The organism is Kribbella amoyensis (assembly GCF_007828865.1).
Classification (GTDB): Bacteria; Actinomycetota; Actinomycetes; order Propionibacteriales; family Kribbellaceae; genus Kribbella; species Kribbella amoyensis.
Genome location: NZ_VIVK01000001.1, coordinates 3,116,135 through 3,133,821, shown reverse-complemented (window position 1 = coordinate 3,133,821; position 17,687 = coordinate 3,116,135). Strand labels below are relative to the sequence as shown.

Below are 17,687 nucleotides of genomic sequence, written 5' to 3'. Positions count from 1 at the left end.
TCCTGTACCCCGAGTGAGGAGAACTAGCCTGCCAGGGGGAAGTCGCGCTGCGGCCGCCACACGCCGTCCGCGCCGTGCTCGTACCGGCTGAACGCGTCCACGTCGAAGGCGCAGTCGTACGACGACAACGTGTCGTACGCGCGATCCAGGGACTCCTTGTTCAGGTCGTGCGCGACGGTCACGTGCGGGTGGTACGGGAACCGCAGCTCCACCTCGAGCGGACCGGAGCGGACCTGGGACTGCAGCACCTCACACGAGGAGATCCCCTCGGCCAGGGTCACGAACACCACCGGGGAGATCGGCCGGAAGGTCGCCGTCCCGCGCAGCCGGATCCGGAACTTCGGGAACCGCGCGGCCACCTGCAGCAGGTGCTCGTCGATCCCGGCCAGGTCCGCGTCGTCCACCTCGGTCGGCGGCAGCAGCGTGACGTGCGTCGGGATCGAGCTGGCCATCGGGTCGCCGAAGTCCGCCCGGTACTTCTGCAGCTCCGAGCCGTAGGGTTCCGCGATCGGGATCGCGACACCGATCGTCGCCATCCAGCCGCCCTACCGGCCGGATCCGGACGGGCCGGGCACGAAGCCGAGCCGGTCGTAGACCCGCTGCAGCACCGGCTCGGTGACCGCGCGGGCCCGCTCGGCGCCGGCGGCCAGGATCGCGTCCAGCTCGGCCTTGTCGTCCAGGTAGCCGAGCGTCTTCTCCCGGAACGGGGTGACGAACTCGACCACCTGCTCGGCCAGGTCCTTCTTGAAGTCGCCGTACCCGCGGCCGGCGTACTCGTCCTCGAGCTCGCTGATCTTGCGGCCGCTGAGCGCGGAGTAGATGGTCAGCAGGTTCGCCACGCCGGCCTTGTTCTCCGGGTCGAAGACGACGTCGCGGCCCGAGTCGGTGACCGCGGAGCGGATCTTCTTCGCGCTCGCCTTCGGCTCGTCGAGCAGGTCGATGATGCCGGCCGGCGAGGACGACGACTTGCTCATCTTCGCGGTGGGGTCCTGCAGGTCCGCGATCTTCGCGGTCTCCTTGACGATGTACGCCTCGGGCAGCCGGAAGGTCTTGCCGAACCGGTGGTTGAACCGCTGGGCCAGGTCGCGGGTCAGCTCCAGGTGCTGGCGCTGGTCCTCCCCGACCGGGACCCGGTCGGCCTGGTAGATCAGGATGTCGGCGGCCTGCAGGATCGGGTACGTGAACAGGCCGACGGTGGCGCGGTCGGCGCCGCCCTTCGCGGACTTGTCCTTGAACTGCGTCATCCGGCTGGCCTCGCCGAACCCGGTGATGCAGCCGAGCACCCAGCTCAGCTGCGCGTGCTCGGGGACGTGCGACTGGACGAACAGCGTGGACCGCTCCGGGTCGATCCCGGCCGCCAGCAGCTGCGCGACCGAGCGGCGGGTCCGCTCCCGCAGCACCTTCGGGTCGTACTCCACCGTGATCGCGTGCAGGTCCACCACGCAGTAGAACGCGTCGTGGTCGTCCTGCAGGGCCACCCACTGCCGCAACGCACCGAGGTAGTTGCCGAAGTGGAAGGAGTCCGCCGTCGGCTGGATCCCGGACAGCACGCGAGGGCGGCGCTGGGATCCGGCTGCGGAGGGGTCAGACGCAGCAACAGACATACCCCCGATTCTGCCAGCGTCCCTGGTCCACCCCACACCGGGGCGGGTCGCTGCGCTCATAGGGCCCGCGCTATGACCTCGGCCACCCCGATCAGGCCGTGGTGGCCGGGTCCCCGTCGACGGCGGCGGCGAGTTTCGGGACCAGCTGCTCGAGCACGATCGGCAGGCTGAGCACCGAGACGAAGCTGGTCGCGCCGTACAGCTCGTCGTCGTAGTTCTCCTCGACGAACACGTCCCGGCCCTGCTTGCGGACGTTCAGGTTCTTGTACAGCGGGTCGTTCTGCAGCTTCGTGGTGCCGCCCTTGGTCGGGAACCAGACCAGCGCCTGCTGGTCGAGCACGGAGATCCGCTCGGCGCTGATGTTGCCGCCGAACTTGTCGCCGATCACCTTGTCCAGCCCGGCCGGCAGGCTGAACCCGAAGTCGGTCAGCAGCCGCGACCGCGGATCCTGGGTGCCGTAGACGAAGTACCCCTCGTACGGCGTCGCCATCAATGCCGGCTTGTCCTTGAACTCGGGGTGGTCGGCGCGGACCTTGGCGAACCGCTGCTCGATCGCCTGCACCAGCTCGTCCGCCTGACCCGCTTTGCCGACCGCCTTGCCGACGGTGCGGGCCGCGTCCTGCCAGGCGACGCCGTAGTCCGGGACGCCGGCCGGCTGGGCGACGGTCGGCGCGATCGCGGTCAGCTTCTTGTAGTCGTCGGCGGTGATCCCGGAGTACAGGCCGATGATCAGGTCGGGCCGCAGCGCCGCGATCTTCTCGAACTGGATGCCGTCCTTGTCGCTCAGCACGGTCGGTACCGGCCCGTCGCCGAGCTTCTCCTTCGCCCACGGGAACAGCGCGCCGGGCTTCTCACCGAACCACTCGGTGGTCCCGACCGGGGTCACGCCGAGCGCGAGCAGCGCGTCCTGCTCGACCAGGCCGACCGAGACGACCCGCTGCGGCGCCGCCTTGATCTCGGCGGTACCGAACTTGTTCTGGATCGAGACCGGGAACGCTCCCGCCTCGGCCGACGGCGCGGTCTGCGCGGCGGTGTCCTCGGACTCACCGGAGCCGCACGCGGTCAGGGCCAGCAGGGGAAGAACCAGCAGCGCGAGCGGCCGCAGCGGGGAGCGCATCAGAACCTCACAGGATTGGTTAGGTTGCCCTAACCTTACCTGTGTCGCTCGTTGCCGCGTCAGTCACGGTGGTACTTGGTGACCGCCTTGTCCTGCTTGAGTTTGTCGGCCGCCGCCTGGACCCCGGCGGCCCACTCGTCCGGGCGGAACGCGCCGGTCAGGTACTGCGCGGTCAGCCGGCCGGCCGTGGTCGCGAACTCGGGGTACCAGCTGTCGAAGTACCAGCGGATCGCCTGGTCGCCGGCGGCGTTCAGCAGGTCCCGGGCCGAGCGCAACGCGGTGCTGATCTCCAGCCCGTCGGCGGCGCCGCGGACCACGGTCAGCTGGTTCGTCTCGCTGGTGACCTGGGCCGCGACCTCCTTGGACAGCATCGCCCGCAGGTACTCGAGCCCGCCGGCCTTGTTCTTCGCCTTCTCCGCGACCAGCAGCGGCGCGGTCGGCGCGATGTGGACCCCCCGCGGCAGCGCGGCCGATCCGTCCAGCGGCGGGAGCCCGATCATGGTCAGCCCGAAGTTCGGCGGGATGACGGCCTTCATCTCGTTCTCCAGCCAGTTCCCGCACGGCAGCAGGCCGGCCTTCGACGTGACCAGCCGGGTCTGCGAGCCGAGGTGGTCCAGCTGCTGGCTGCCCGGCGCGATCAGGCCGCGCTTGGTGAGCTCACCGAACGCGGTGATCGCGCGGATCACGTTCTTGTCCTTCCAGGCCCCGTCCTCGAGGTTGTCGATCCGCTTGACCACGTCGTGGCCGCCGGTCTTCACCGCGAGCGTGAGCACGGACTCCAGCACGTAGTACGGGTGCACTCCCGCGTACGTGAACGGCCCGACGCCCGCGGCCTTCATCTCGGCACCCAGCGCGAGCAACTCGGGCCACGTCCGCGGCACGTCCCAGCCGCGCTTCTGGAAGAGCTGGGCCGAGTACCACAGGCCGTACACGTCGACGACGTAGTTCAGCGAGCGCTGCGTGCCCTCGTACCGGCCGGCGTCGAGCAGGCCGGGCAGCATCGTGTCCTTGACCGGGACGTCCTTGTTCTCCCAGGAGGGCGCGTCCAGCAGCGGGCCGAGGTCGGCGAGGTGGTTGTCCGCGACCAGGCGGCTCACGGTGAGCGCCTTCGCGCCCGTGTTCAGGACGGCGTCCGGCGGGCTCCCCGCGGCGAACCGGGACTGCAACAGATCGCGCAACTGCTTCGTCGGCGTGACGGTGACGACCGCCTTCTCGTACCTGCGCCGGTACTGCGGGGCCGCGAACCCGCCGTACTCCTCGGAGACGACCACCTCGACCGGGGTCTCCCCGGCGACGCCGAACGGGTTCCCCGCGTCCGTGACCGGCCCCTCCTCGCCCGAAGCACAGCCGGCCAGCGCCACACCGGCCAGACCCCCTTGCAGCAAAGCCCGCCGAGTCAGCATGGTCGGCAGACTAGTGCGCCGCGGGGCACTAGTACCTGGTCGGTCCACGGCCGCGTCAGCGTCACGCGGGCAACCGGCCGGTGCGGTTCACCAGGTCGGCCACGACACTCAGCCGCTGGTTGGTGTCCTGGGAGTAGCGCTTCAGCACGGCGAACGCACGGACCGCGTCGAGGCCGTACCGCTCCATCAGCCGGCCGACCGCCTGGCCGACCTCCTTCCGGGCGTCCACGGCCAGCTTGAGCGACTCCTCCTGCCGGGCAGACGCGACCGCGATCGAAGCGTGCAACGCGAGCAACTGGGCGGCCTCCGCCTCGCCTTCGCCGAACCGGTAGGGCTCGGAGGACGCCGGGTTCAGCACGCCGCTGGTGGAGTGTGCCGTGTACAGCCGGAGCGCGAGCACACTGCGGATCCCGGCCTCCGCCGCCGTCGGGGACCACTTGGGCCACCGGGCGTCGCCGACGGTGTCCCTGACCAGGACGTTGTCGCGCCGGCTGATCGCGAGCAGGCTCGGTCCCTCGCCGAGATCGACCTGCAACTGGTCCGCGAGGGTGACCAGCGGGTCCGTCGCGGCGATCGTCTCGGCCCGCTTCCGGTTCATCAGCATCACCGACGCGTGGTCGTAATGCAGCGCCTCGACGGCGAATTGCAGCACGCCCTCCACGGTCGCGAGCACGCCGTCCTGATCGTGCAGGTGCATCGCGAGCTCGCCGAACTGCTCGGAACGGTCAGACATCGATTCTCCAGCCAGTGGGTAGCACAGAACGCCACCAGCGCCGGATTCTGGACGCTTACGGTTCGGCCGAACAGCCTACCCGGGCCCTGCTCCGATCACACCTCGAGCGGCCGCGCCCGCGTTTCGCCCGGGCAGGAAACGACCGACCGCCGTCGTTCCGGCCCGTGGGAGGCGGTACGACGGCGGTCGGGATCAGGGTGGGTCAGTCGGTGCCGAACTCCATCGCGGCCCGGTCGAGCAGGATCTCCTCCTCGGCGGTCTCGCCGCGGGACGCGATCGCCTCGGCGCCGCCTTGGTCCATCGCACCGATCAGGCCGGTCGAGGCGGCCTGGGCCGCGCCGATCAGGGCCGGGTGCGAGCTGCCGACCATGCCGAGGCCCGCGTACTGCTCCAGCTTGGCCCGGGAGTCGGCGATGTCGAGGTTGCGCATGGTCAGCTGGCCGATCCGGTCCAGCGGGCCGAACGCGGAGTCCTCGGTCCGCTCCATCGACAGCTTGTCCGGGTGGTAGCTGAAGGCCGGCCCGGTGGTGTCGAGGATCGAGTAGTCCTCGCCCCGCCGCAGCCGCAACGTCACCTCGCCGGTGACCGCGGTCCCGACCCACCGCTGCAGCGACTCCCGCAGCATCAGCGCCTGCGGGTCCAGCCAGCGGCCCTCGTACATCAGCCGGCCGAGCCGCCGGCCCTCGCTGTGGTACGTCGCGAGCGTGTCCTCGTTGTGGATCGCGTTCACCAGCCGCTCGTACCCCGCGTGCAGCAGCGCCATCCCGGGCGCCTCGTAGATACCCCGGCTCTTGGCCTCGATGATCCGGTTCTCGATCTGGTCCGACATGCCCAGCCCGTGCCGGCCGCCGATCGCGTTGGCCTCCAGCACCAGGTCGACCGCGGAGGCGAACTCCTTGCCGTTGATCGTCACCGGCCGGCCCTGCTCGAACCCGATTGTGACGTCCTCGGCCGGGATCTCCACCGTCGGGTCCCAGAACTTCACGCCCATGATCGGCTCGACGATCTCGAGTCCGGTGTCCAGGTGCTCCAGCGACTTGGCCTCGTGCGTCGCGCCCCAGATGTTCGCGTCGGTCGAGTACGCCTTCTCGGTGCTGTCCCGGTACGGCAGGTCGTGGGTGGCGAGCCACTCCGACATCTCCTTACGGCCGCCGAGCTCGGTGACGAAGTCCGCGTCCAGCCACGGCTTGTAGATCCGCAGCGACGGGTTCGCCAGCAGGCCGTACCGGTAGAACCGCTCGATGTCGTTGCCCTTGAAGGTGGAGCCGTCGCCCCAGATCTGCACGTCGTCCTCGAGCATCGCCCGGACCAGCAGCGTCCCGGTCACGGCCCGCCCGAGCGGCGTGGTGTTGAAGTAGCTGCGGCCGCCGGAGCGGATGTGGAACGCCCCACAGGCCAGCGCGGCCAGGCCCTCCTCCACCAGCGCGGCCCGGCAGTCGACCAGCCGCGCGACCTCCGCCCCGTACGCGGTGGCGCGGGCGGGGACCGAGGCGATGTCGGGCTCGTCGTACTGGCCGATGTCGGCGGTGTAGGTGCAGGGCACCGCACCCTTGTCGCGCATCCACGCCACCGCAACGGAGGTATCGAGACCGCCGGAGAAGGCGATCCCGACGCGTTCACCGACGGGGAGGGACGTAAGCACCTTGGACATGGCAATAATTATGCAGGCCACTGCATGATTATGCAAACCGGGGGCCGCACACAAGAAGTCGGGTCCGCGGACACGTTCTGACGTGTTCACGGACCCGACGAGGTGGTCACCGGCAGGCGAGCGCTACTTCACGCCTCCGGCAGTCACGGAGACCTGCAGCTGACGCTGGAAGATGATGTAGACGACCAGTACCGGCGCCACGGTGATCACTACGGCCGCGAACAAGGCCCCGAAGTCCACCGCATAGCCGGCCTGCGATGCGAACGAGGCCATCCCCTGCGAGAGCACATAGTTCTTCGAGTCGGTGTTCAGCGCGACCGGGAGCAGGAACTGGTTCCACAATCCCAGGAAGTTGAAGATCGCGACCGACGCCATGCCCGGCTTCGCCATCGGCAGCATCACCGAGAAGAACGTCCGCCACTCACCGGCACCGTCGATCTGCGCCGCCTCGTAGATCTCGCCCGGCAGCGCCTTGAAGAAGCTGTGCAGGAAGAAGACCGTGAACGGCAGCGCGAACGCGACGTACGTGATGATCAACCCGGGCAGGGTGTTCAGCAGCGCCAGGTTCTTCAGCACGAAGAACAGCGGCACGATCGCCAGGAAGACCGGGAACGTCAGACCGGCCAGCATCGAGTAGTAGATCAGCCGGTTGCCGGGGAACGTGAACCTGGCCAGCACGTACGCGCACATGGCACCGAGGATCATCACCAGCACCAGGGCGGAGCCGACGACGATCACCGTGTTCAGGAAGTAGCGGCCGATACCGGCCGTGGTCCAGGCGTTGGCGTAGTTCTCGAACCGCAGCGCGCTCGGCAGCGACAGCGGGTTCCCCAGGACCTCCTGCGACGTCTTGAACGAGGACAGCAGCGTCCACACCAGCGGCAGGATCACCAGCAGCGACCACAGGATCAGCGCGATGTGGGCGGTCGTGGCCACGCCCCTGCCCTCCCGGGCCCGCTGGCCGGGCGCGCGGGATCCGGCGACGGCGTCCGATCGGTCGGCGGCGGTGGTTGTCATCGGCGTCCCTTCACTTTCCGCTCACGTCCGCCGGTCAGCGCGTTCACCGTGAACACCAGGAGCGCGAACAGCATCGTCACCGCGGCGAGGATCACGCCCATCGCCGTCGAGTAGCCGAACTGGCCCTTGGTGAAGGCAGTGGTGAACAGCTGCTGAGGCATCACCAGGGTCGAGTTCTGCGGTCCGCCGCCGGGGTTCAGCGCCTGCATGTAGACGAAGGCGTCGAGCGCGGCGATCCCGAGGTAGATGTACGCCGTCTGCACGTTGTCGCGGATCAGCGGCACGGTGATCGACACCGCACTGCGGAACCGGCCGGCGCCGTCGATCCGGGCCGCCTCGAACACCTCGGGCTCGATGCCCCGGATGGCGGCGATGAACAGCACCATGTAGAAGCCGACGAAGCCCCAGATCATCACGAACATCGACGCCGGCATCGCGGTCCGCGCGTCGCCGAGCCAGGCGTAGTTCTCGAACTGCTCGAGCCCGATCTTCGTCAGCAGCGCGTCCAGGATGCCCGAGCCCGGGGTGAACACCTGGGCCCAGATCAGGCCGATCACGATCGCGGGGATCACGTACGGGAAGAACGAGACGATCCGGTAGAAGCCGGAGTTGCGCAGCCCGCGGACGGTCCCGGTGCCAGAGCCGCCGATCGTCACGAGCGTGGCGAGGGTCAGCGCCAGGACGATCGTCACGATCGGGACCACGATCGCGAGCAGGACGTTGTTGCGCACGGCCTTCAGGAAGATGTCGTCGTGGAACAGCCGCACGTAGTTGTCGAAGCCGACGAAGTTCTGCCCCGCGCTGAACCCGGACCAGTCGGTCAGCGAGTAGTACAGCGCCTGCACGAACGGCGAGACCACGAAGACCACGAAGATCACCAACGGCAGGCCGAGGAACACGACCATGAAGCTGGCCCGGTCGAAGGTCAGCGGCCGGCGGCGCCGGGTGACGGACCGCTTGGGTCCGCCTCCCGGCACAGCCTCGTGCGTCGTGGTCACTTGGTGACCGGGATCTTCTTGACGGAGCTGTCGTTGCGCACCTTGTCGGTGATCTGCTGCAGACCCTTCGTCAGGCCGGCCGCGTCCAGCTGGCCGGACAGGAAGGAGTTCCAGACCACCAGGTTGTCGGTGTTCATGCCGTACAGACCGACGAACTGGTAGTCGAAGACGTTGGTGCCGGCGGCGTCCAGCATCTGCGTCTGCGACTGCAGCGCGGTCGAACCGAAGCCGTCGGCGGGAATCAGGCCCTTGACGATCGTCGGCGCGAGCCGGGTCTTGGCGAAGTTGGTCGCCGCCTCCTTGGACAGCATCGCCCGCAGCAGCTCCTTGCCGCCGGCAACGTTCTTGCCCTTGGACGGGACGATGAACGGCTCACCGGCCGCGCTGCGCAGCGCCTCGTACGGCAGCTTCGGGCTGTCGGTGACGGTCGGCTCCGGGACGCCCTTCATGTCGAAGCCGGACTTGGTGGCCTTCTTCATCTCGTTCTCGATCCACGAGCCCGACGGGTAGAGGATCGCCTGCTGGTCGTTGCTCCACTTCGCCTGCGCGGCGGTGAACTGGGTGCCGGCGCCGCCCGGGACGAAGTAGCCGTTCTTGACCATGGTCTCCAGGGCCTTGAAGATGCTCTGGATCTGCGGCTTCGACCAGCAGTTCTCCTCGAGGTTCTCCAGCGCCAGCCGGACCTCGTCGCCACCCTCCTTGATCGCGCCGTCGACGGCCATCGTGTGGTAGTAGGTCGCGGCTTCCTTGCCCCAGACGAACAGGTACTTGCCCTTCGCCTTGGCCTTGGCGCCGAGGTCGAGCAGCCCGTCGTAGGTCTTCGGCACCTCCCAGCCGTTCTCCTTGAACAGGCTCTCGGAGTACCACAGGCCGTACAGCGTGAGCACGTAGTTCAGCGCGACGAACTTGCCGTCGAAGGTGCCGGGGTTCTTGGCGCCCGGGTACAGGGTGTCGGCGATCTTCGTGCCCTCGTAGTTGTTGGCCTCGAAGATGTCGTCCAGCGTCTCCAGCTGGTCCAGGATCGTGCCGAAGCCGATCTGGGCCTTGCCGGAGTTGTCGATCAGGTCCGGCGGGTTGCCGCCGACGAAGCGCGGCTGCAGCTGCTGGGCGATCTCGGTGGACGGAGAGACCTTGACCGTCGAACCCCCGAACTTCTGCTGCACGAGGTTGGCCGCGAACTGCACGTAGTCGTACCCGTAACCGCCGTTGAAGATGACCGCCTCGATGGCCGCCTTCTCCGCCATGCCGAACGGGTTGTCCGCAGACTTCTCGGCGCCACCACTGTCGGAACCGCTGTCGTCGCTGCCGCTGCCGGCGCAGGCGGCCAGCAACGTGCTGCCTCCCGTGGCCATCAGGGTGCCGACCGCCGCGCGCTGCAGGAACAGCCGCCGCGACATGTTGTGGGGAGTGCTCATGGGTCCCGCCTTCCGAGGAATGTGTTTCAGGCAGTACGACGGATCCGGCCGGCGTACTTTGCTTCAAGGGCGTGGTTGTGGTCGTCGCCGCCCGGGATGTTCGCGGACAGGTAGACCGGTGGGGTCTCGCCGGCCTCGGTGAGCCGGCGCAGGACCTCGGCGACCAGCAGCTGCGCGATCAGCGCGGCGGTGATGGACGACACGGCGCAGACCTTCCCCCCGTCGGGGAGGTCGAGCACAGAGTCGCCGTACGGCGCGTGGTTGTCCAGTACCACGTCGGCGAAGTCGATCAGCTTCTTGCCGGACGGGTGCCGTGACTCCACCCCGGCGGTGTGCTGCAGCGACGTGATCGCGATCAGCGGGTGACCCTTCTCCTTGACCACGGCGGCGAACTCGACGATCGAGCCGTTCACGCCCGAGTTGGAGGCGATCACGAACAGGTCGTTCGGCTGGGCCGCGGACAGGTCGTACAACTTGCGCGAGATCGACGGGTCGCGTTCCAGTTCGCCCCCGCGGAGCAGCTCGACCGGCTCGCCGCCGAGCAGGACCAGGTCGCGCAGCGCGATCCGGTTGGTGGCGATCAGCCCGCCGGCGCGGCCGGCGATCTCCATCGCGAGCGCCTCGGAGTGACCGGACCCGAAGGCCTGGATGACGCCGTCGGCGCGCAGCGAGGCCGTCACCAGGTCGGCGGCCTGCTGGATCGGGCCGTCGATCTGCTCGGTGACCGCGGCGAGAATCGGTGTCAGCGTGTGAACATACGATTGCGCGCTCACTCCACCGCTCGTCACCTGACGCGCGTGCGTGCTGCCGTCTGCCGTGCTGGCCATCAGCGGCCCAACCCCTCGTCTAATCTGTTCACCGCGACACACCTGGTGCCGACAAGTGCGCAAGTTTGCGGTTTGCTGGACAGAACTTTTCTCACCTGGCAGCTAAAGTCAAGGCTCATCTCACTCTTCCCTCCAGATCGGGACCGTTGCGTGACCTTGCTTTTCTGTGTTCGTTTCGGCCTCTTTTGAGCAGTTTGGAGCACCGCCTATGTCGCTCGAACGCCCCCTTCCGGAACCAGGGGACACAGTGGTCCTGATGCCAGCCAATGCACTGGTCCTGGGCGGCGACCTCGGCGGCACCTCCACCCGGATCGTGATCGCGGACCACGACGGCAAGGTAGTCGGTCGGGGCGCCGCCGCGGGCGGCAACCCCACCAGTCATCCGGCCAGCGCGGCGGCCAACTTCGGTCAGGCGATTCACCAGGCACTGGCCGGGCTCGGCGACGGCCCGCTCGATCCCACGATGGTGAAGGCGGCGGTGATCGGCGCGGCCGGCGGCTCGGCGCTGTCCAAGCCCGAGGTGCGGGCCCAGTTCGACGCGGCCTGGACCGGGGCCGGTCTGGTCTGCGCACCGGACTTCATCGGTGATCTGGAGGTCGCGTTCGCCTCCGGGACGCCGGCGTCCGACGGCGTCGTCCTGATCGCCGGGACCGGCGCCGCGGCCGGTCTGGTCCGCGACCACCGGCTGATCCGGACCGCGGACGGGCACGGCTGGCTGCTCGGCGACGACGGTTCCGGCTTCTGGCTCGGCCGGGAGGCTTTGCGCAGCCTGTTGCGCGCTCTCGATCTCGGCGAGCCGATCGGCGCACTCGGCGAGGCGGTCGTCGCGGCCGTGCTGCCCGACCGCGATCCGGACGCCGTCGCCCAGCGTGAGGGGTACGACGTGCTGCGTGACGACCTGATTCGCACCGTGAACTCGCGTCCCCCGGTCCTGCTGGCCGAGCTGGCCCGGACCGTGGTCAGCAGCTACGAGCAGGACGACCCGACGGCGCGGGCGCTGGTGAAACGCGCAGCGGACCTGCTCACAGAAACGGTGCGCCGGGTCCGGACAACGTCGGACAACGGCCCGCTGGTGCTGGCCGGAAGTGTCGCCGGGGACTCCTCGCCGGTCGGCCGGTTGCTCCGGCAGAACCTGCGCGACCACTTCCCCGGCGACGTCCTCACCGCCCGCGACGGGGTCGGCGGCGCCACCTGGCTCGCCCTCGGCGCCCTCGACCCCGCCCTGGCGACCCGCGCCAACCACACCCGCCTGGTCAGCTGAGGACCTGCACCACTCGCCAACCAGCCGATCCCGCCGTCACGCAGCGCTTCCACCGCCTGGCGACGACGCGACTCTGCCGGTGCCGCGAGGTTGGTGAGTGGTGGGGATCCGTTAGCAGACGACATTCCGGGAAATGTCGACCGGCCCGAGCCGGGTCCGACGTCCCGGCCGTCAGTACCGGAACGGACCTAAGGTGAGTGACGTGGTGGAAGAGACGGACCTGCGACTGCCCGACGGGCGCACCCTGCACGTGTACGACACGCATCCCGGTGACGACGCCCGGATGCCGGTGTTCTGGCATCACGGCACGCCCAACCTCGGCAGCCCTCCGGAGCCGTTGTTCGAGGTCGGCGACTGGCTCGGACTGCGCTGGATCGGGTTCGACCGGCCCGGGTACGGCGGGTCGACGGTGGCCCCGGGCCGGACGATGACCTCGGTCGCGCGGGACCTGGAGTTCGTCGCCGACTCGCTCGGGATCGGCGACCTCACCGTCGTCGGCCACTCCGGCGGCGGCTCGTACGCGCTCGGGACCGCGGCCACCCTCGGCGACCGGGTCCGCGCCGTCGTCGCGCTGGCCGCGATCGCGCCGTACGCCGTGGACGGGCTGGACTGGTTCGACGGGATGATCCCGTCCGGCGTGGCCACCTTGCGGGCCGCGGCCGCCGGCCGGGAGGTGAAGACCGAGTACGAGGCGTCCGGCGTGGAGTACGACCCGGAGTTCACCCCTGCCGACGTCGCGCTGTTCTCGACCAGTTGGGGCTGGCTCGGCACAGTGGTCGGGCCGGCGCTCGACGCGGGACCGTACGGGCAGATCGACGACGACGTGTCCTATGTCCTGCCGTGGGGCTGCGACCCGGCCGGGATCACGGCGCCCGTCATGCTCCTGCACGGCGCCCAGGACCGCATCATCCCGCCGGGCCATGCCGAGTGGCTCGCCGCCAACCTCGGTACCGCCAAGCTCGCGTTGCACCCTGACGAGGGCCACATCTCCATCCTCAGGCACGCGGAGGACTCGCTCGTCTGGCTGCGCGACCGGGCCGGCCGGGCCTGACCCGGCGCGTCCGGCGTCGTCGATTGGCCGAGGCACGGCCGGGGTACCTAGGGCCGGATGAGGCGATCCGGAGGTACCCCCGATGCTCGTTGCTGAGCGCTACCGGCTGTCCGCGCCGCTGGGCCGCGGAGGGATGGGCGAGGTGCATCGGGCCACCGACGAGGTGCTCGGACGCGAGGTGGCGGTGAAGTTGTTGCTGCCGTCCCGGCTGGACCCGGTGGCGACCGCGCGGTTCCAGCGCGAGGCCCGGGCGGCGGCGATGGTCGCGGACCAGAACGTGGTCGCGGCGTACGACTTCGGCCGGCACGACGACGGCTGGTTCCTGGTGATGGAACTGGTCGAGGGCCGGACGCTCGCGGAAGAGGTACGGCAGAGCGGGCCGCTGCCGTCCGAGCGTGCGATCGCAATCGTCCAGCAGGCCGCGGCCGGACTCGCGACGGCGCACCGGCACGACATCGTCCACCGCGACATCAAGCCGGGCAACCTGCTGCTGACCGCGGACGGCACGGTGAAACTGACCGACTTCGGCATCGCCCGCTTCCTCGAGGACACCACGACCACGCTGACCGCGACCGGCCAGGTCCTGGGGACCAGCTACTACCTGGCTCCCGAGCGGGCCCAGGGTCGTCCGGCCGGGAAGGCGTCCGACATGTACGCGCTCGGCTGCGTGCTCTATCACCTGCTCACCGGGCATCCGCCGTTCCAGGCCGACCAGCCCGCCAGCGTGATGTACCAGCACGTGGCGACTCCCCCGGTCCGGCCGAGCGTCCTGCGACCGGAACTCGGTGGACCGATCGAGGACCTGTTGCTCAGCATGCTGGCCAAGGACCCGGCCGCCCGGCCGACCGCTCACGAGGTCGCGACGGCCGAGTTGCCCGCCGCGGTCGAGGGGCTGCCCGGGCCGGACGACGAACCCACCATGGAATTCCGGCAGCCGCCCTCGATGCGCCGAAGGCTGATCGCGGTCGCCGCCGCGCTGACCGTGGTGGTCGGATCCTCGTCCGCCGTCCTCCTGGACTCGCGAGGAACGCGGGTACCGGAGACCGCGAACTTCGCGCCGCCGACCCAGCCAGCGCCGAAGCCGAGCACGACGATCCCGAAGCCGACGGGGATCTCGAAGCCGAAGCCGAAGCCGACGCCGACCCAGTCCGCTCGGGTCGTCGGGACCACGCAGCGCCGGACCGAGGCCAAGCCCTCGGTGCGGAAGCCGTCGAACCAGGGCAAGTCCGCCCAGCACCCGAGTACGTCGAACGGCAAGGCCAAGGGCAAGCACAAGAACCGCTGAGCCAGGTCCGCGTAGCCGTCCCGGGTCCGTCGCGGCCGACATTCCAAGCAAGGGCTTGACATCAGGCTGGACCGCGGCGCATATTCCAAGCATGTCCTTGGAATCAGACCCGCCCGAGTCCCGGCGGAAACGGCTGCTCGACGATCCGCTCGCCATCCGCGCCCTCGCGCACCCGGTCCGGCTCGACCTGCAGGCCCTGCTCGGCAAGCACGGTCCGCTGACCGCCGCCGACGCGGCGCGCCGGCTCGGGATCAGCCAGGCGCTGGCGTCCCATCACCTGCGGCAGCTGGCGAAGTACGACTTCGTCGAGCCGGCGCCGGGCCGGGACAACCGGGAGCGGCCGTGGCGGCTGGTCTCCACCTCGCAGTCCTGGCGGAGCGCGCACGCGACGCCGGAGGGTGCGGCGGCCGCCGACATCCTCGAGCAACTGATCGCCGAGCGGGCGCTGAACAACCTCGCCGACTGGCAGCAGCGCCGATCGAGCGAGGACGACGTCTGGATGGACAACGCGGGTATCGACCAGACCGGGATCTACCTCACCGGCGAGGAACTGGCCGAGCTGGAGGACCAGATCAGCGGCCTGCTCCGGCGGTACGTCGACGAGCGGCCGATCGACGACAAGTCCACCCGGCCGCCCGGCAGCCGCCGGGTCGACATCGTCCGGATCGTCACCGTCAGCCCCGCCGACGAGGACGACGACCCGGCCGAGGACGAGCAGTGAGGACGTTGTGGGACGTACTGCTGCGGCGGCGCGACTACCGGCTGGTGCTGGGAGCGGGGCTGGTCTCGCTCACCGGGGACTGGATCCTCAAGGTGGGCCTGGCGTTCCACGTGTACACGCTGACCGGCTCGACGCTGGCCTCCGGCGGATTGCTGCTGGCTTCGTTCGGTCCGCTGGTCGTGCTCGGCTCGGTCGCCGGGGTCTTCGCGGACCGCTGGGACCGGCGCCGGACGATGATCGTCACCAACGTCCTGCACGCGGTGGTCCTGCTGCCGCTGCTCGGCGTGCACGACGAGGGCACGCTCTGGCTGATCTACCTGGTCGTGCTGGTCCAGAGTTGCCTGCAGCAGTTCTTCCGGCCGGCCGAGCAGTCGCTCATCCCGGCGTTGGTGGATCCCGGCCAGCTCGTCACCGCGAACGCGTTGAACAGCCAGATCAGCGACGTCGCCCGGCTGGTCGGCGCCGCCCTCGGCGGTGGCCTGGCCGCGCTCGGCGGACTCCCGCTGCTCGCCGCGGCCGACGCGGCCACCTATGTACTGGCGACGGGGTTGCTGCTCGCGGTCCGGCATCGGTCCGAGCGGAAGCCCATCGACCGTACCGGCGGTGTCGCGCGCAAGCTCCGGGCCGACTGGGTCGAGGGACTGCGGATCTGCGTAGCCGGACCGGCGATGCGGCTGGTGTTCGTGTTCGGCCTGGTCACCGGGGTCGGCGAGGGCGCGATGAGTACGTTGTTCGCGCCGTTCGTCAGCACGGAGCTCGGCGGCGACGGTACGCAGTACGGGCTGATCCTGTCGTCGCAGGCGGTCGGCGGGATCGTCGGCGGACTGGTCGCGGCCGCGGTCGGCTCGCGGCTCCGGGCGACCTGGATGTGGGGCGTGGGTGCGGTGCTGTTCGGCCTGGTGGACCTGGTGCTGTTCCTGTCACCGCTGGTCTCGGACAGCCTGGTCCCGGCGTTCGTCTGCATGGTCGTGGTCGGCGTGCCCGGCGCGTTCCTGGTGGCCGGGTCGATGACGGTGATCCAGCGGCTGACCGACGACACCTCCCGCGGCCGCGTGTTCGGCGCGTTGTTCGCGGCGGAAGGCGTTGCCCTGCTGGCCGGGATCTTCGCGTCGGGCGTCCTCGGGGACGTCGTCGGCATCATCCCGGTCCTGGTCTTCCAGGGACTCGGGTTCTTGGTCGGCGGCCTGGTGGTACTGGGCCGGCGCCGGACGCTCGTCGCGGCCGGCGCCGACGACGTCAGTCCGCCGCTGGTTCGTCAGCCGGCCTGACCTGGTGCACCCGGACCCGGGCGACCCGGCGGCCGTCCATCGCGGTGACGGTCAGCCGGTGCTCGCCCACCTCGGCCTCGTCGGCGGTGGCGGGCACCCGGCCGAGCTGGGCGGCGAGGAATCCGCCGACCGTCTCGTACGGCCCGTCCGGCAGCTCGACACCGGTCTCGTCGGCGAAGTCGTCCAGGTTGAGCAGGCCGTCCACCTCGACGTCGCCGCTGCGCAGCCGGGTGGTCTCGCCCGCCTCTTCGTCGTACTCGTCCTTGATGTCGCCGATGAGTTCCTCGACCAGGTCCTCGAGCGTCACGATGCCGGCCGTACCACCGTACTCGTCCAGCACGATCGCCAGATGGGTACTGCGGCGGCGCATCTCGGTCAGCGTCGGCAGCAGCTTGGCGGTGTCGGGCAGCATCAGCACGTCCCGGGCCAGGTCGCCGACCCGGACCGAGCGGGACGCGACCGCGGGGTCGAAGAGGTCCCGGACGTGCACGAAGCCGGCGATGTCGTCGGCCGAGCCGTTCATCACCGGGTACCGCGAGTGCGGCCGCTCGGCGGCGAACTTCACCGCCTTGTACGCCGGCATCTCCGCGTCGACGAAGTCCACCTCGGTCCGCGGCAGCATCAGCTCGCGCAGCTGGCGGCCGCCGGCCTCGAAGACGTCGTCGACGATCCGGCGCTCCTCCTCGCCGAGCGACTCGTGCCCGGAGACCAGATCCCGGAGCTCCTCGTCGGTCATCACCTCGCGGTTCGCCGTCGGGTCGCCGCCGAGCGCGCGGACCACCAGGTCCGTCGACTTCGACAGCAGCCAGATCACCGGCCGGGCGATCGACGCGATCCGGTCCACCAGCGGGGCCAGGCCGAGCGCGAACGTCTCGGCCCGCTGCAGCGCGAGCCGCTTGGCCGCGAGCTCGCCGAGCACGATCGAGACGTACGAGATCAGCACTGTGATCAGGACCAGGGCGACCGTGTCCGCGACGGACGGCGGCAGGCCGAGGTCCTGCAGGTGGGGGGACAGGCCGTCCGCGAGGGTCGCGCCGCCGAACGCGGCGGACAGGAAGCCCATCAGGGTGACGCCGATCTGCACCGCGGACAGGAAGCGGTTCGGGTTGGCGGCGACCTTGGCCACCGTCTCACCGCGCTTGCCGCGCTGGGCGATCGACTTGAGCTGGCTCTCGCGCAGCGACACCAGGGCCATCTCGGCAGCGGCGAAGACGCCACCGATCAGGACGAAGACGAAGATCAGGAGAATGTTGAGCAGGGTGTCGTTCATCGGTGGGGTCTCGGCGCCCTCTCCTGGTCAAGACCCGGCGACCACGTGGGCCCGGGGCGGAGAGGA

At 69.8% G+C, this 17,687-nt stretch carries 16 protein-coding genes; 5 read left to right on the top strand and 11 right to left on the bottom strand.

Annotated features, from left to right (window positions below; genetic code table 11):
* Nucleotides 1-23: 23 nt before the first annotated feature.
* The 10 genes from FB561_RS14960 to FB561_RS14915 all read right to left on the bottom strand — a co-directional run bounded on the left by FB561_RS14960 (nt 24) and on the right by FB561_RS14915 (nt 10,711).
* A complete protein-coding gene (locus FB561_RS14960; protein ID WP_145807129.1) occupies nt 24-536 on the bottom strand; it encodes a 2'-5' RNA ligase family protein in 513 nt (170 codons plus the stop codon).
* A 9-nt stretch (nt 537-545) separates the two neighbouring features.
* A complete protein-coding gene (trpS, locus tag FB561_RS14955) occupies nt 546-1,604 on the bottom strand; it encodes a tryptophan--tRNA ligase (protein ID WP_145807127.1) in 1,059 nt (352 codons plus the stop codon).
* 91 nt (nt 1,605-1,695) lie between these two features.
* Complete coding sequence (locus FB561_RS14950) at nt 1,696-2,721, bottom strand: iron-siderophore ABC transporter substrate-binding protein (protein WP_145807125.1); 1,026 nt, start codon at nt 2,719-2,721, stop codon at nt 1,696-1,698.
* Nucleotides 2,722-2,780: 59 nt separating this feature from the next.
* On the bottom strand, nt 2,781-4,124 hold the full coding sequence (ngcE, locus tag FB561_RS14945) for an N-acetylglucosamine/diacetylchitobiose ABC transporter substrate-binding protein (RefSeq protein ID WP_145807124.1): 1,344 nt from the start codon (nt 4,122-4,124) through the stop codon (nt 2,781-2,783).
* A 61-nt stretch (nt 4,125-4,185) separates the two neighbouring features.
* Nucleotides 4,186-4,857 carry a GAF and ANTAR domain-containing protein gene (locus FB561_RS14940; RefSeq protein ID WP_145807122.1) on the bottom strand — a complete coding sequence of 224 codons (672 nt, stop codon included), beginning with the start codon at nt 4,855-4,857 and terminating at the stop codon, nt 4,186-4,188.
* A 202-nt stretch (nt 4,858-5,059) separates the two neighbouring features.
* Nucleotides 5,060-6,508 (bottom strand): argininosuccinate synthase, encoded by a 1,449-nt coding sequence (gene argG, locus FB561_RS14935; RefSeq protein ID WP_145807120.1) that lies wholly within the window; start codon nt 6,506-6,508, stop codon nt 5,060-5,062.
* A gap of 123 nt (nt 6,509-6,631) precedes the next feature.
* Nucleotides 6,632-7,525 (bottom strand): carbohydrate ABC transporter permease, encoded by an 894-nt coding sequence (locus FB561_RS14930; protein WP_145807118.1) that lies wholly within the window; start codon nt 7,523-7,525, stop codon nt 6,632-6,634.
* A complete protein-coding gene (locus tag FB561_RS14925; protein WP_238334824.1) occupies nt 7,522-8,523 on the bottom strand; it encodes a carbohydrate ABC transporter permease in 1,002 nt (333 codons plus the stop codon). Before FB561_RS14925 ends, FB561_RS14930 begins: the two co-directional genes overlap by 4 nt.
* Nucleotides 8,520-9,938 carry an N-acetylglucosamine/diacetylchitobiose ABC transporter substrate-binding protein gene (ngcE, locus tag FB561_RS14920; RefSeq protein WP_145807116.1) on the bottom strand — a complete coding sequence of 473 codons (1,419 nt, stop codon included), beginning with the start codon at nt 9,936-9,938 and terminating at the stop codon, nt 8,520-8,522. Before ngcE (FB561_RS14920) ends, FB561_RS14925 begins: the two co-directional genes overlap by 4 nt.
* A gap of 26 nt (nt 9,939-9,964) precedes the next feature.
* A complete protein-coding gene (locus FB561_RS14915; protein ID WP_238334823.1) occupies nt 9,965-10,711 on the bottom strand; it encodes a sugar isomerase domain-containing protein in 747 nt (248 codons plus the stop codon).
* A 310-nt stretch (nt 10,712-11,021) separates the two neighbouring features.
* Here FB561_RS14915 and FB561_RS14910 point away from each other — a divergent pair, with 310 nt between their 5' ends.
* The 5 genes from FB561_RS14910 (at nt 11,022) to FB561_RS14890 (ending at nt 16,351) form a co-directional block, all read left to right on the top strand.
* Entirely contained in the window at nt 11,022-12,026 is a 1,005-nt protein-coding gene (locus FB561_RS14910; protein WP_238334822.1) for an N-acetylglucosamine kinase, read from the top strand.
* A gap of 202 nt (nt 12,027-12,228) precedes the next feature.
* Nucleotides 12,229-13,077, top strand: a complete 849-nt coding sequence (locus FB561_RS14905) for an alpha/beta fold hydrolase (RefSeq protein WP_145807110.1) — start codon at nt 12,229-12,231, stop codon at nt 13,075-13,077.
* 82 nt (nt 13,078-13,159) lie between these two features.
* A complete protein-coding gene (locus tag FB561_RS14900; RefSeq protein ID WP_145807108.1) occupies nt 13,160-14,362 on the top strand; it encodes a serine/threonine-protein kinase in 1,203 nt (400 codons plus the stop codon).
* Between the two features lie 91 nt (nt 14,363-14,453).
* Entirely contained in the window at nt 14,454-15,083 is a 630-nt protein-coding gene (locus FB561_RS14895) for an ArsR/SmtB family transcription factor (RefSeq protein WP_145807106.1), read from the top strand.
* Nucleotides 15,080-16,351 carry an MFS transporter gene (locus FB561_RS14890; protein WP_145807104.1) on the top strand — a complete coding sequence of 424 codons (1,272 nt, stop codon included), beginning with the start codon at nt 15,080-15,082 and terminating at the stop codon, nt 16,349-16,351. The genes FB561_RS14895 and FB561_RS14890 overlap by 4 nt, the downstream gene beginning before the upstream one ends.
* On the opposite strand, the gene FB561_RS14885 is transcribed toward FB561_RS14890, so the two are convergent.
* A complete protein-coding gene (locus FB561_RS14885; protein WP_145807102.1) occupies nt 16,320-17,621 on the bottom strand; it encodes a hemolysin family protein in 1,302 nt (433 codons plus the stop codon). The genes FB561_RS14890 and FB561_RS14885 overlap by 32 nt on opposite strands.
* Nucleotides 17,622-17,687: the final 66 nt, after the last annotated feature.